Origin of the sequence: Streptomyces sp. NBC_00466 (assembly GCF_041433995.1) — a bacterium.
Classification (GTDB): domain Bacteria; phylum Actinomycetota; class Actinomycetes; order Streptomycetales; family Streptomycetaceae; genus Streptomyces.
Genome location: NZ_CP107896.1, coordinates 1365988 through 1380365, shown reverse-complemented (window position 1 = coordinate 1380365; position 14378 = coordinate 1365988). Strand labels below are relative to the sequence as shown.

The 14378-nt window shown below is 69.6% G+C and carries 12 protein-coding genes; 8 read left to right on the top strand and 4 right to left on the bottom strand.

What is annotated here, in order from left to right; all coding sequences use genetic code 11:
* Positions 1-17: 17 nt before the first annotated feature.
* Positions 18-1010 (bottom strand): aldo/keto reductase, encoded by a 993-nt coding sequence (locus tag OG210_RS06005; protein ID WP_328331744.1) that lies wholly within the window; start codon positions 1008-1010, stop codon positions 18-20.
* A gap of 46 nt (positions 1011-1056) precedes the next feature.
* Between OG210_RS06005 and OG210_RS06000 the strand changes: the two genes are divergently transcribed.
* From OG210_RS06000 to OG210_RS05970, 7 genes are all read left to right on the top strand, one after another.
* Positions 1057-1995 carry a 2-hydroxyacid dehydrogenase gene (locus OG210_RS06000; protein ID WP_371535195.1) on the top strand — a complete coding sequence of 313 codons (939 nt, stop codon included), beginning with the start codon at positions 1057-1059 and terminating at the stop codon, positions 1993-1995.
* A gap of 298 nt (positions 1996-2293) precedes the next feature.
* On the top strand, positions 2294-5146 hold the full coding sequence (locus tag OG210_RS05995; RefSeq protein ID WP_371535193.1) for a putative bifunctional diguanylate cyclase/phosphodiesterase: 2853 nt from the start codon (positions 2294-2296) through the stop codon (positions 5144-5146).
* A gap of 216 nt (positions 5147-5362) precedes the next feature.
* Positions 5363-7249 carry an acetolactate synthase large subunit gene (locus tag OG210_RS05990; protein ID WP_328331750.1) on the top strand — a complete coding sequence of 629 codons (1887 nt, stop codon included), beginning with the start codon at positions 5363-5365 and terminating at the stop codon, positions 7247-7249.
* Positions 7250-7269: 20 nt separating this feature from the next.
* On the top strand, positions 7270-7797 hold the full coding sequence (ilvN, locus tag OG210_RS05985) for an acetolactate synthase small subunit (protein ID WP_327295080.1): 528 nt from the start codon (positions 7270-7272) through the stop codon (positions 7795-7797).
* A gap of 130 nt (positions 7798-7927) precedes the next feature.
* On the top strand, positions 7928-8929 hold the full coding sequence (gene ilvC, locus OG210_RS05980; RefSeq protein WP_327295079.1) for a ketol-acid reductoisomerase: 1002 nt from the start codon (positions 7928-7930) through the stop codon (positions 8927-8929).
* Between the two features lie 258 nt (positions 8930-9187).
* Positions 9188-10780, top strand: coding sequence for a phosphoglycerate dehydrogenase (gene serA / locus OG210_RS05975; protein WP_328331752.1), 1593 nt, complete (start codon positions 9188-9190; stop codon positions 10778-10780).
* 100 nt (positions 10781-10880) lie between these two features.
* On the top strand, positions 10881-11462 hold the full coding sequence (locus tag OG210_RS05970) for a TetR/AcrR family transcriptional regulator (protein WP_328331754.1): 582 nt from the start codon (positions 10881-10883) through the stop codon (positions 11460-11462).
* 108 nt (positions 11463-11570) lie between these two features.
* Here OG210_RS05970 and OG210_RS05965 read toward each other — a convergent pair whose 3' ends face one another.
* From OG210_RS05965 to OG210_RS05955, 3 genes are all read right to left on the bottom strand, one after another.
* Positions 11571-12071 carry a nucleoside deaminase gene (locus tag OG210_RS05965; RefSeq protein ID WP_328331756.1) on the bottom strand — a complete coding sequence of 167 codons (501 nt, stop codon included), beginning with the start codon at positions 12069-12071 and terminating at the stop codon, positions 11571-11573.
* A 71-nt stretch (positions 12072-12142) separates the two neighbouring features.
* Positions 12143-12613 carry a cyanase gene (gene cynS, locus OG210_RS05960; protein WP_328331758.1) on the bottom strand — a complete coding sequence of 157 codons (471 nt, stop codon included), beginning with the start codon at positions 12611-12613 and terminating at the stop codon, positions 12143-12145.
* Between the two features lie 117 nt (positions 12614-12730).
* Entirely contained in the window at positions 12731-13351 is a 621-nt protein-coding gene (locus OG210_RS05955) for a carbonic anhydrase (RefSeq protein ID WP_328331760.1), read from the bottom strand.
* A gap of 115 nt (positions 13352-13466) precedes the next feature.
* Between OG210_RS05955 and cynR the strand changes: the two genes are divergently transcribed.
* Positions 13467-14372, top strand: coding sequence for a transcriptional regulator CynR (gene cynR / locus OG210_RS05950; protein WP_328331762.1), 906 nt, complete (start codon positions 13467-13469; stop codon positions 14370-14372).
* The last annotated feature ends 6 nt before the right edge of the window (positions 14373-14378 follow it).

The following is a 14378-nucleotide window of genomic DNA, read 5'->3' as shown; positions in this document are numbered from 1 at the left end:
GGGCGGTACGGAGACGCTCAGTCCCAGGAGCCCCGTGCCGGCGGCAGTTCCGCGATCTCCCCAAGATCCTCTGCCGTCGGCAGCAGTTCCGCAGCGCGAGCGTTCTCCACGGCCCACTGCTCCTGCTTGGTCCCCGGCACCGGCACCACATGCGGCCCCTGCCTCAGCACCCACGCCAGCGCCACCTGGGCGGGCGTCGCCCCGTGCCGTTCCGCGATCCGCCGCAGCCCCGCCACCACCGGCTGGTTCGCCGCCATCATCTCGGCGGTGAACCGCGGATGCCTGGCCCGCATGTCGTCGGGTTCGAAGCCCTGCCCCGGGGTGAGCGTGCCCGTGAGGAAACCGTTCCCCAGTGGCATCGCGGCCAGGAAGCCGACCCCGCGCGCCTCGCACCACGGCAGCAGCGTGTCGAGAGCGTCCCGGGACCAGACCGAGAGCTCGGCCTGTACCGCGCTCACCGGGAAGACCTGCTGCACCCGGTCCAGCTGCCCGACCGTCGCGTCATGCAGGCGTGCGCCGGAGCGCCGGGAGGCGCGTGCTCCGACCGCGCAGAACCCGAGGGCCCGCACCTTCCCCGCGGCGACCAGCTCGGCCATCGCCCCCCAGGTCTCCTCGACCGGCACCTCTGGGTCGGCCCTGTGCAGCTGGTAGAGGTCGATCACATCGGTCTGCAACCGCCGCAGCGAGGCATCACAGGCCCGGCGTATATAGCCCGGCCTGCCGTTGGCCACGATGTGCTGTTCGCCCGCGAGGAGGCCACACTTGGTGGAGAGGAAGGCATCGGCCCTGCGCTCCTTCAGTACCCGTCCCAGCAGCAGCTCATTGGTGAACGGGCCGTACATGTCGGCCGTGTCGAGGAGGGTCGAGCCGGCGTCGAGAGCGGCGTGCACGGTACGCAACGAACGGTCCCCGCGCTGCTGAGATCCGGTGTACGCCCAGCTCATCGGCATGCAGCCGAGCCCGATCGCGCCCACTTCGAGCGCTGCCGCCCCGATTGTCCTGCGCTCCACCTGGCCGCATCCTCCCTCTTCCCGACCCCAAACTAACCTCCTGGTCATGACTGCTGATGTGTGGCTCCCCTACCCGCCCGACGAGATCGGCGGGCTGCCCGACGCCCTCCGTTACCGTTTCTGGAACGGTGGCCCGCAATACCCGGCGGACCCCGCGGACTGCGCCTTCTACGTGGTCCCCTACATGCAGGGCACGGAGGTCGCCCTGCGTCCTCTCGGCGCGATGACGAATCTGCGCGTCGTACAGACCCTCTCGGCCGGTGTCGACAACGTACGCCCGGGACTTGACGCTCTCCACGCGGGCGTGCGGCTCTGCAACGCACGCGGTGTGCACGAGGCGTCGACCGCCGAACTCACCCTCACCCTGATACTGGCCTCGCTGCGTGGCATACCCGACTTCGTGCGCGGCCAGCAGCGTGAGGAGTGGCAGTCCGGTTTCCGCCCGGCGCTCGCCGACAAGACCGTGCTGATCGTCGGTTACGGGTCGATCGGTTCCGCCATCGAGGACCGGCTCGCGCCCTTCGAGTGCGCGCGGGTGGCGCGCGTCGCGCGCTCCTCACGCACCACGGAGCGCGGTCAAGTGCACGCGTTCACCGATCTGCCCGAACTGCTGCCGGAAGCAGACGTCGTCGTCCTCTCCACGCCGCTCACCGAGCAGACGAGGGGCCTGGCGGACGCGGAGTTCCTGGCGGCGATGAAGGACGGTGCGCTGCTGGTGAACGTCGCGCGCGGACCCGTTGTCGACACCAAGGCGCTCCTCGCCGAGCTGGAGTCGGAACGGCTGCAGGCGGCCCTCGACGTCACCGACCCCGAACCGCTGCCCGCCGGCCACCCGTTGTGGCACGCGCCCGGCTGCCTCATCAGCCCCCACGCAGGCGGTCCCACCTCGGCGTTCATGCCGCGCGCCAAGCGTCTGCTGGTTTCGCAGCTGACCCGGTTCGCCGCGGGCGAGCAGTTGGACAATGTCGTCCTGACGACCGAATAGGCACGTTCCGCAGGCATTTGGATGCGCTGTGTGTCCGCAACTCTCCAGGTCGTAACGGAGCGTAGAAGCACTATGTCCCTGAGTGACGGTACTGGTGTATCGTCCGGTTGGGGGCTCCACCGCGCAAGGTCACAATGCGGGGGAGCGTACAGATTCCGAGGGGGCGACGGGCGATGCACGGCCAATGGACGAACCAGCTGACGCAGCGGGGCCATCGACGGCGTTCCCGGCGGACCGCCCTCTACAGATCCGGCCCGCGCCGGGTGGTGCCGCGGCCGGCGGGCCCGGGGGAGGAGCGGTGAGCGCGTCGGGGGCGCTGCTCGCCCGGCAGCCGGTCTCCGGCGGTCCGGCGGGTCTGCTCTCCCAACTCCTCCTCGCCGTGGTGTGCGGAGGGTACGCGGTCGGCTCGGCCTTCGACTGGGGCTCCAGGCAACTGGCGCTCGTGATGGGCGACTTCGGCCTCAGCTTCGCCGCGGCACTGGCGGCGGTCTCCTGCCTCTTCTACGCGCGTACCCGGGAGATCAGGTTTCGGCCCGCCTGGCTGCTCTTCTCGCTCTCCTCCGCGATGGCCTCCTGCGGAAACGCCGTGTGGGGCTGGTACGAGGTCGTCCTGCGGGTCCCGGTGCCCAGCCCCTCCGTCGCCGATCTCTTCTTCCTCTGCTTCGCACCGCCCGCCATCGTGGGGCTGCTGGTGCTCGCCAAGCGTCCGGTCACCCGGGCCGGCTGGGTCTGCCTGGCGCTGGACGCCTGGCTCATCGGCGGCTCGCTGCTGACGCTCTCCTGGAGCCTTGCGCTGGCGCACACCGCGCGGCTGGAAGGCAGCCACGAGAGCGTGGCCCACGCGGCCCTCTCGCTCGCCTACCCGCTCCTCGACATCGTCCTGGTGTCCATGGTGCTCGCCCTGCACTTCCGCAGGTCCAACGCCAACCGCTCGGCGATCAACACCGCCATCGCCGGGCTCGCCCTGACCGTCCTGTCCGACGCCCTGTTCACCTCGCCGCTGCTGCGTGCGAACTACCACTCGGGCCAGCTGCTGGACGCCGGCTGGTTCGCGGGGTCGCTGCTCCTGGCGTACGCCCCCTGGGCCGCGCGGCTGGGAGCCACCGGATTCACCGGGGCCGACCCGGCGCCCGAGCCCCGGGGGATCCGCCAGCCGGGCCGCCCGAGCCGTCCGATCGCGGGATCACTGTCCGCCCTCACGCCGTATCTCGCCGCCGCCGTCTGCACCCTCGGCATCCTCGACAACGTGATCGACGGCCGCAGAGTGGACCGGGTGGTCGTCTTCACCGGCTGCACGGTCGTGCTCGCCCTGGTCGTACGGCAGGGCATCATGCTCGTCGACAACATCGCGCTCACTCATGAACTGGCCCAGAAGGAGAACCACTTCCGCTCCCTGGTGCAGGGGTCCAGCGATGTCATCATGATCGCTGCCCCCACCGGCATCCTGCGGTACGTCAGCCCTGCCGCCGCCGGTGTCTACGGGCGGGACGCCGAAGAGCTCATCGGCTCCGAGCTCGCCTCACTCATCCACTCCGAGGACCTGGGGCGCGTGGTCCACGAGGTGCGGCGGTTTCTGGCCGCCTCACCCGCCGCCGAGCCCACCACTCGTATCGAGTGCCGCTTCAGGTCCGGCACCGGCGACTGGCTCAATGTCGAGTCCACGGTCAACCGCCACCAGGGCGGCCTGATCTTCAACAGCAGGGACGTGACCGAACGGGTCAGGCTCCAGGCGCAGTTGCAGCACAACGCCGAGCACGATCCGCTCACCGACCTGCCCAACCGCGCGCTCTTCACCGACCGGGTCCGCAAGGGGCTCGTCGGGCGCAGAGCGACGGACCACGGCACGGCGGTGCTCTTCATCGACCTGGACGGCTTCAAGGCGGTGAACGACACGATCGGCCACCAGGCCGGGGACGAACTGCTGATCCAGGCGGCCCGCCGTCTCCAGGAGTCGGTCCGGGCCGCGGACACGGCCGCCCGGCTCGGCGGCGACGAGTTCGCGGCCCTGATCATCGGCAACGGCGGCCAGGACCAGTCCGCCCGCGAATCCCAGGTCCACGAGATCGCCGACCGGCTCCGGCTGCGGCTCTCCGAGCCGTACCGGATCGAGGGCAGCGAGGTGCGGGTCGCGGCCTCCATCGGCGTCGCGTTCGCCGAGTCGGGCGTCACCCCGACCGATCTGATGCGCAACGCCGACCTCGCCATGTACCGGGCGAAAGCCGGCGGCAAGAACCGCGTCGAGCTGTACGCGCCGCAGATGCAGGCCGAGGTCGTCCGCCGGTCCGAGCTGACCGCCCGGCTCCGTACCGCACTGCACGACGGCGAGTTCGCCCTGCTGCACCAGCCCGTAGTGAATCTCACCACCGGCCGGATCGCCGCCGTCGCCGCCCAGGCCCGCTGGCGGTCGACCCAGGGCATCCTCTTCACCCCGGCGGAGTTCCTCCGGGTCCACGAGACCGGGGACCTGGCCGAGGGCGCCCGCACCGGCGAGCTGAGCCGCTGGCTGCTCGAAGAGGCCGTCGAGCAGGCCGCGGACCGCGGCGGCGCCGGGCACCAGGTGCCGGTGGCCGTGCGCCTCTCCGCCCGCAGGCTGCTGGACAGGTCCATGCCGCTCGGGTCCATCGAGGCGCTCCTCGCCCGGCACGGGCTGCCCTCCGGCGCCCTGGTCATCGAGATCGCCGACAGCGACCCGAGGATCGCCTTCGAGGAGCTGGAGCGCCGTCTGGTGGTCCTGCGCAGGCATGGCGTGCGGATCGCCCTGGACGGATTCGGCCGGGGCTACGCCGCGATAAACGCACTGCGGCGGCTGCCCGTCGACGTACTCAAACTGGACCGCGGACTGGTCGAGGGCGTGGTGGAATCGGCGAGGCTGCACAAAATCACCAGCGGACTGCTGCGCATCGCCTGTGATCTGGGTATGCAGTCGGTCGCGGACGGGGTCGACTTACCCGAACAGGTGACAGCGCTGCGCGCCATGGGGTGTACGCACGGGCAGGGCATGGCTTTCGCCGGGCCGCTGGACGAGTACCGGCTGCGCCGCTCCCTGAGCCGTTCGCGCTTCCCCCTGCCGGGTGGTGCGGCCAGGCCGGTACTGCTCGGAACACGGTCCTTCGCCGGTTCAAATAATGAGACGCCTGTCCCACCCACTTGACAGTCACCGGGGGGCGGGAGGAGGGTCAGTGCCATGACCACCCGAATTCTCGTACTTGGAAAGCGCGTCGGCTGAAGCAGAGCTCCTCACCAGCTCCGCTCAACGCCCCCGACGCGCTCCCCTCGCTTGCCTCACGGCACGGGGGGTTTTTTGTTGCACCAGCACCACCGGAACACCGCGAAAATCCCCGCAAAAACCCTCAGCTTCGAGAAGAGAATGCCGATGACCGAGCAGGCCACCGGGGCCCACCACCCGCAGCCGCGGGCCCGTAACGGCGGACCGTCGTCCGCCACCGTCGAGCACGTCACGGGCGCGCAGTCCCTCATCCGTTCTCTTGAGGAAGTCGGGGCCGATACGGTATTCGGCATTCCCGGCGGTGCGATCCTCCCGGCGTACGACCCGATGATGGACTCCACCCGGGTCCGTCACATCCTGGTCCGGCACGAGCAGGGCGCGGGTCACGCGGCCACCGGTTACGCGCAGGCCACCGGCAAGGTCGGGGTGTGCATGGCCACGTCGGGGCCCGGCGCCACCAACCTGGTCACGCCGATCGCCGACGCGCACATGGACTCGGTCCCGCTGGTCGCGATCACCGGCCAGGTGGCTTCCGCCTCCATCGGTACGGACGCCTTCCAGGAGGCGGACATCTGCGGCATCACGATGCCGATCACCAAGCACAACTGGCTGGTCACCGACGCGGCCGACATCCCGCGGGTGATCGCCGAGGCGTTCCAGGTCGCCTCGACCGGCCGGCCCGGCCCGGTGCTCGTGGACATCGCCAAGGACGCGCTGCAGGCGCAGACGACGTTCTCCTGGCCGCCGCAGCTGGAGCTGCCCGGCTACCGGCCGGTGACCAAGCCGCACGCCAAGCAGATCCGTGAGGCCGCCCGGCTCATCGCGCAGGCCAAGCGCCCGGTGCTGTACGTCGGCGGCGGTGTCATCAAGGCGCACGCCACCGCGGAGCTCAAGGTGCTCGCCGAGCTGACCGGGGCACCGGTCACCACCACGCTGATGGCGCTCGGCGCGTTCCCCGACAGCCACCCGCAGCACGTGGGCATGCCCGGGATGCACGGTGCGGTGACCGCGGTGACCGCGCTGCAGAAGTCCGATCTGCTGATCGCCCTCGGCACCCGCTTCGACGACCGCGTCACCGGCAAGCTGGACAGCTTCGCGCCGGACGCCAAGGTCATCCACGCCGACGTCGACCCCGCCGAGATCGGCAAGAACCGCGTGGTGGACGTCCCGATCGTCGGAGACGCCCGCGAGGTCATCGCCGATCTGGTCCAGGCCGTCCAGGCCGAGCACACCGAGGGCACCATGGGCCCCGCCGCCCAGAAGCGGTACGCGGACTGGTGGACGGACCTCAACCGCTGGCGCGACACCTACCCGCTGGGCTACGACCTGCCCGCGGACGGCAGCCTCTCCCCGCAGCAGGTCATCGAGCGCATCGGCCAGGCCGCCGACGGGGACACGATCTTCGCGGCGGGCGTCGGACAGCACCAGATGTGGGCCTCGCACTTCATCCAGTACGAGCACCCGGCCACCTGGCTGAACTCCGGTGGCGCCGGCACGATGGGCTACGCGGTTCCGGCCGCGATGGGCGCCAAGGCCGGTATGCCGGACCGGATGGTCTGGGCGATCGACGGCGACGGCTGCTTCCAGATGACCAATCAGGAACTGACCACCTGCGCGCTCAACAACATCCCGATCAAGGTCGCGATCATCAACAACGGCGCGCTCGGGATGGTCCGCCAGTGGCAGACCCTGTTCTACAACCAGCGCTACTCCAACACGGTGCTGCACTCCGGCCCCGGCGCCGACGGCATCGCCGCGGACGGCAAGGCCAGCGGCGGGACCCGGATCCCGGACTTCGTGAAGCTGTCCGAGGCCATGGGCTGTGTCGCGCTGCGCTGTGAGCGTCCGGAGGACCTGGACAAGGTCATCGCCGAGGCGAACGCGATCAACGACCGCCCGGTCGTGGTCGACTTCATCGTCCACGAGGACGCGATGGTCTGGCCCATGGTGGCCGCCGGTACCTCCAACGACGAGGTCATGGCCGCCCGCGGTGTCCGCCCCGACTTCGGCGACAGCGAAGAGAACTGAGACAGAGAGAGACCGACGACATGTCCACCAAGCACACGCTCTCCGTCCTGGTCGAGAACACGCCGGGCATCCTCGCCCGGATCGCCGCCCTGTTCTCCCGCCGCGGCTTCAACATCGACTCGCTCGCCGTGGGCGTCACCGAACACCCCGACATCTCCCGCATCACCATTGTGGTGAGTGTCGACGACCTGCCCCTGGAGCAGGTGACGAAGCAGCTCAACAAGCTGGTCAACGTCCTGAAGATCGTCGAACTCGAGCCCGGCGCTGCGATCCAGCGCGAGCTCGTCCTGGTGAAGGTCCGCGCCGACAACGAGACCCGCTCCCAGATCGTCGAGATCGTCCAGTTGTTCCGAGCCAAGACCGTGGACGTCTCACCGGAGGCCGTGACCATCGAGGCCACCGGCGGGACCGACAAGCTGGACGCGATGCTCAAGATGCTGGAGCAGTACGGCATCAAGGAACTCGTCCAGTCGGGCTCGATTGCCATAGGCCGCGGCGCGCGCTCCATCACCGACCGCAGCCTGCGGTCACTCGAACGCAGCGCCTGAGCCGTCGGGCACCGCGCGTTCCGGCGGTTCACGCGGTGCCCGCCCGCTCGCATGGCGAGACCCGGAAACCTTCCCTCCCCCGCCCGCCGTACGGTGGGCCGTAACACCTGCACACCAAGGAGATATCCCAGTGGCCGAGCTTTTCTACGACGACGATGCCGACCTGTCGATCATCCAGGGCCGCAAGGTCGCAGTCATCGGATACGGCAGCCAGGGCCACGCCCACGCGCTGTCGCTGCGTGACTCGGGTGTCGACGTCCGTGTCGGCCTGCACGAGGGCTCCAAGTCCAAGGCCAAGGCCGAGGAGCAGGGCCTGCGCGTGGTGACCCCCGCCGAGGCGTCCGCCGAGGCCGACGTCATCATGATCCTCGTCCCGGACCCGATCCAGGCCCAGGTCTACGAGGAGTCCATCAAGGACAACCTGAAGGACGGCGACGCGCTGTTCTTCGGCCACGGTCTGAACATCCGCTTCGACTTCATCAAGCCGCCGGCCAACGTCGACGTCTGCATGGTCGCCCCGAAGGGCCCGGGTCACCTGGTCCGCCGTCAGTACGAGGAGGGCCGCGGCGTTCCGTGCATCGTGGCCGTCGAGCAGGACGCGTCGGGCAAGGGCCTGGCGCTGGCGCTCTCGTACGCGAAGGGCATCGGCGGCACCCGTGCCGGCGTCATCAAGACGACCTTCACCGAGGAGACCGAGACCGACCTCTTCGGCGAGCAGGCCGTCCTCTGCGGTGGCACCGCCGCGCTGGTCAAGGCGGGCTTCGAGACGCTGACCGAGGCCGGTTACCAGCCGGAGATCGCCTACTTCGAGTGCCTCCACGAGCTCAAGCTGATCGTGGACCTCATGTACGAGGGCGGCCTGGAGAAGATGCGCTGGTCGATCTCCGAGACCGCCGAGTGGGGCGACTACGTCAGCGGCCCGCGCATCATCACCGACCAGACCAAGGTCGAGATGAAGAAGATCCTGGGCGAGATCCAGGACGGTACGTTCGCCAAGAACTGGATGGACGAGTACCACGGTGGCCTGAAGAAGTACAACGAGTACAAGAAGGCCGACGAGAACCACCTGCTCGAGACCACGGGCAAGGAGCTCCGCAAGCTCATGAGCTGGGTCGACAACGACGAGGCGTAAGCCACGAGGACAGGGGGTCTTCCGCACCGGACGGCCCCCTGTCCATTGCGGCCAACCACGGACGGGTGATCCTTCCGTACTGGCGGAATAAGTAAGCCGCAACGCCACTACACTGCTCAGAACATACGCGTCAGGCCCACAGCGTCGTGCGTCTTCCACGCGCCCCAGCCCCTCCGCCTGCGGTCGTCGGGACGGCCGTTTTCTCCCCACTGCCTGGACGGAGCGGGAGGGGCCCCCTTCGGACTTGTGAGGACTCACGTGAGCTCGAAACCTGTCGTACTCATCGCTGAAGAGCTGTCGCCCGCCACAGTGGACGCGCTGGGCCCGGACTTCGAGGTCCGGCACTGCAACGGCGCCGACCGCGCGGAGCTGCTGCCCGCCATCGCCGACGTGGACGCGATCCTGGTGCGCTCGGCGACCAAGGTCGACGCCGAAGCCGTCGCCGCGGCGAAGAAGCTGAAGATCGTCGCCCGTGCCGGTGTCGGCCTGGACAACGTCGATGTCTCCGCCGCCACCAAGGCCGGCGTCATGGTCGTGAACGCACCGACCTCCAACATCGTCACCGCCGCCGAGCTCGCCTGCGGTCTGCTGGTCGCCACCGCGCGCAACATCCCGCAGGCCAACAGCGCGCTGAAGAACGCCGAGTGGAAGCGCTCGAAGTACACCGGCGTCGAGCTGAGCGAGAAGACCCTCGGTGTCGTCGGCCTCGGCCGGATCGGTGTTCTGGTCGCGCAGCGCATGTCGGCCTTCGGTATGAAGATCGTCGCGTACGACCCCTACGTGCAGCCCGCGCGCGCCGCCCAGATGGGCGTCAAGCTGCTCTCGCTCGACGAGCTGCTGGAGGTCGCGGACTTCATCACCGTGCACCTTCCCAAGACCCCTGAGACGATCGGCCTGATCGGCGACGAGGCGCTGCACAAGGTGCAGCCGCATGTCCGGATCGTCAACGCCGCGCGTGGCGGGATCGTGGACGAGGAGGCGCTCGCCTCCGCCCTCAAGGAGGGCCGCGTCGCCGGTGCCGGTCTGGACGTGTACGCGAAGGAGCCCTGCACGGACTCCCCGCTCTTCCAGTTCGACCAGGTCGTCTGCACCCCGCACCTCGGTGCCTCCACGGACGAGGCGCAGGAGAAGGCGGGTGTCGCGGTCGCCAAGTCCGTCCGCCTCGCGCTCGCCGGTGAGCTCGTCCCCGACGCGGTCAACGTCCAGGGCGGCGTGATCGCAGAGGACGTGCGCCCGGGGCTGCCGCTCGCGGAGAAGCTCGGCCGGATCTTCACCGCGCTGGCGGGCGAGGTCGCGGCCCGGCTCGACGTCGAGGTGTACGGCGAGATCACCCAGCACGACGTCAAGGTGCTCGAACTCTCCGCGCTCAAGGGCGTGTTCGAGGACGTCGTGGACGAGACCGTGAGCTACGTCAACGCCCCGCTGTTCGCGCAGGAGCGCGGTGTCGAGGTCCGGCTGACGACCAGCTCCGAGTCGCCCGACCACCGCAACGTCGTCACCGTCCGGGGAACCCTCGCGGACGGCGAGGAGGTCTCGGTCTCCGGCACGCTGGCCGGTCCGAAGAACCTGCAGAAGATTGTCTCCGTCGGTGAGTACGACGTGGACGTGGCGCTCTCCGACCACATGGTCGTGCTGCGCTACACGGACCGCCCCGGTGTGGTCGGCGCCGTCGGCAAGATCCTCGGCGAGGCCGGGCTGAACATCGCGGGCATGCAGGTCTCGCGGGCGGCCGTGGGCGGCGAGGCGCTGGTCGTCCTCACCGTCGACGACACCGTGCCGCCGGCCGTGCTGGCCGAGATCTCCGAGGAGATCGGCGCCGTCTCGGCCCGTTCGGTCGACCTGACCGACTGATTTTTTCGCACGTTACAGCTGATTTCCGCACGTCACCGCCGCACCCGGCTCGTAGACACACGTCTTACACAGGCGTCTGCGAGCCGGGTACGCTGCTGTCATGGGACATCGTGAGGATCTGCTCGAAGGCGCCAAGCGCTGCCTGCTGGAGAAGGGGTACGCGCGGACGACGGCCCGCGACATCGTCGCCGCCTCCGGTACGAATCTGGCCTCCATCGGCTACCACTACGGTTCCAAGGAGGCCCTGCTGAATCTGGCCTTCCTCAAGGTGACCGAGGAGTGGGGCGACTCGGTCGGCGAGGAGTCCGGGGTGGATCCCACGGCCATCGCCGATCCGTACGAGCGCTTGGAGGCGGTGTGGGGGAAGGTCATCGGCTCCTACGAGGGCAGCCGGGCCCTGTGGAAACTCCAGCTCGAAGTGGTCTCGCGCATCGACGGTGATCCAGAGCTGCGCAAGGCGATCGCCGGGCCGCAGCAGGAGGGCCGCACCGGACTCGCCGAGAACTTCCAGGGCATCGACGAGAAGGCCGAACCGGAGAAGGCCCGTACGGCCGGACTCGTCTACCAGGCGCTGCTCGTCGGGGTGATGGTCCAGTGGCTGATGGATCCCGGCACGGCGCCCTCCGCACGGGACCTCACGGACGGACTCAGGGCGATCGTCGGGGACGACCGGCCGGCCTGAACGGCCGGCCGGTCAACGGGTGCTGCGGGGCGGACTGTTCCGCCCGCCCGGCTGCTGCCCTGGGGGTGGCGGGTGCGTCCCCGCCACCCCTGCGGTCACTCCGGGGCGTCAGCTCGCGGTGGGGGCCCCGGCTACGCGGCGCTCGCCGCCGTTCAGTTCCTGCCAGAACCGGTAGACGTCGACCGCGCCGTCCTGTGCCTCGTGGCGCATCGGCAGCCGGCGCTCGGTGTAGTCCTTGGCGAACTCACCGTAGAAGGTGTCGAGTTCGAAGTACTTGCGGTCGTCCACGTAGTGCGGCTCGTAGGCGTCACGGGTGGTGAGGAAGACGACCTCGTCCGGGGAGCAGTAGTACAGCGCCCCGAGGCACATCGGGCAGGGGTGGGCCAGGACGTAGATGGTGGTGCCGGCCAGGTGCTCGGTGCCCAGCTGCACGCACGCGTCGCGGATGGCGAGGACCTCCGCGTGTGCCGTCGGGTCGTTGGTCTGGGCGACCTTGTTCGCGCTCTCGGCCAGGATTTCGCCGTCCTTGACGATGACGGTCGCGAACGGCCGGCCGCCGTCGGCGACGTTCTGCCGGGCGAGGTCGATGGTGCGCTGCGCGAAGTCCATGAGGTTCCTCCAGGGTGTGAAACGGGGGGGGTGTGGAAACCGGGGTACGGGGAGAGGAGTGCGGGCCGCGGTCAGAAGGGCTTGGTGGGCAGGTACTTGCCGTCCAGGGTGATGACGGCGCGCTCGCCGCCCTCCGGGTCTGCGACCTTCTGCACGTCGAGCCGGAAGTTGATCGCGCTGATGATGCCGTCGCCGAACTGCTCGTGGATCAGGGCCTTGAGCGTGGTGCCGTAGACCTGGAGCATCTCGTGGAAGCGGTAGATCGTCGGGTCGGTCGGGATGCCGCCGGGGATCGAACCGCGGGTGGGGACGGTCTGCAGCAGCATCACCGCGTCGTCGTCCAGGCCGAGGAGTTCCGCGACGGCCTGCGCGGCTTCGGCCGGGAGGGCGTGCTGGCCGAGGACTGCGGCGGTGGTGAAGGCAGGCGACAGTCCGGCGGCGTCGGCGATCTGCTGCCAGGACAGGTCCTTGCGGGTCTTGGCCTCGACGGCGGCGACGGCCAGGGTCTGACGGGCGGTGGGGTCCAACTGTGCGTGCACCATGAGCTGGTCTTCCTTTCGGTGTGCTGCTTCCCGCAGGGGGCGGGAGCGGCGGGTTTCGGGTGGGTGGTGATCCCGGGCGCGTCGCTGCGGCAGGGGATCAGGGGGCGGGGGCGCGGGTCAGGCGGCGAGAGCGGTGCCGTGGCCGGTCACGGGGTCGAGCTCTTCGACGGTGCCCGTGGCGATGTCGTAGACCCAGCCGTGCAGGGCGACCGTGCCGGCGTCGAGTGCGCGGGCCACCGAGGGGTGGGTGGCCAGGCCGGCCAGCTGCGCGAGCACGTTCCGGCGTACGAGCGCGTCAACAGCGCCTGCTCCGGCCGTGGCAGCGCTCTCGGCCCCGGCGTCGGCCCCGGCGGTATCCGCCTGCCGCAGCCAGTCGGCGACAGCGGGGGTGCCGGTCAGGTCGTGGCCCTCGGCCAGGGCGGTCATCGCGCCGCAGGCGGAGTGCCCGCAGACAACGATCCCGGACACGCCCAGCACCGCGACCGCGTACTCGATGCTCGCCGCGATCCCGTCGGCGCGGGCCGGGGTGTGGGCGGGGACGAGGTTGCCGGCGGTGCGGATCACGAACAGCTCACCGGGTTCGCTGGCACAGATCAGCTCCGGCACGACACGGGCGTCGGAGCAGCCGATGAACAGCGTCGTCGGCCGGTGGTGGTCCGCGAGGTGGGCGAAGAGCTCCGCCCTGGGGGGAAAGATGTCCCGCTTGAAGCGCCGTACTCCCTCGGTGAGGTCGTGCATGGCCACTCCCTTCGATGGATGCGTCGATGGCTGGATCCACTGTGCACGACCTGGGGCTATAGCGTCCAAGACGTAATATCCATAAGTTCTATTGATCTCATCTATAGTCGAGCCCATGGCCCTGGAACTGCGTCATTTGCGCTATCTGCTCGCCGTGGCCGAGCACGGCAGCTTCACCCGCGCCGCCGAAGATCTGCGGATCTCCCAGCCCACCCTGTCCCAGCAGATCAAACAGCTGGAGCGCGGTGTGGGGGTGCAACTGCTGGACCGCACCGGCCGCTCCGTACGCCTCACCGACGCCGGTCAGGCGTACGAGCACTACGCCCGCCGCGCGCTGCGTGACCTGGCAGCCGCCGAACGTGCGGTCTCCGATGTCCAGGACCTCTCCCGGGGCACCCTGCGGCTGGCGGTGACCCCGACGTTCACCGCCTATCTGATCGGGCCGCTGATCGCCGAGCTGCACACCCGCCATCCTGGAATCGCCCTGGACGTCCGGGAGATGACGCAGGATCACATCGAGTCAGCCCTGCTCGCCGACGGCCTCGACCTCGGGATCGCCTTCGACGGCCCTCATCTGCCCGGTATCGCCGCGACAGCCCTGTTCACCGAATCCCTCAGCCTCGTCATCGGCGCGGACCGGTCCGACGACGGCCACGGGCGGCCGCTGCCCGTCAGGGACCTCGCCGAGCGTCATCTCGCCCTGCTCAGCGGCGACTTCGCCACCCGCGGCCACATCGACGCCTACTTCGCCCAGGAGCGGGTCAGTCCGCGCATCATGGTGGAGGCCAACTCCATCCAGGCGCTCACCGAGATCGTCCGGCGCACCCCGCTGGCCACCGTCCTGCCCGACGCCATCACCCACGACCACCCCCACCTGCGCCCCGTCCCTCTGGAACCACCCCTTCCGCAGCGCACCGTCGCTCTCCTCCGGCGGGAGAGCGCCTACCGGAGTGCCGCGTCCCACGCCTTCACCGACGTCGTCCAGCAGGTCCTCCGCACCCGCGGCTACACGCCCGCCTGACTGAGC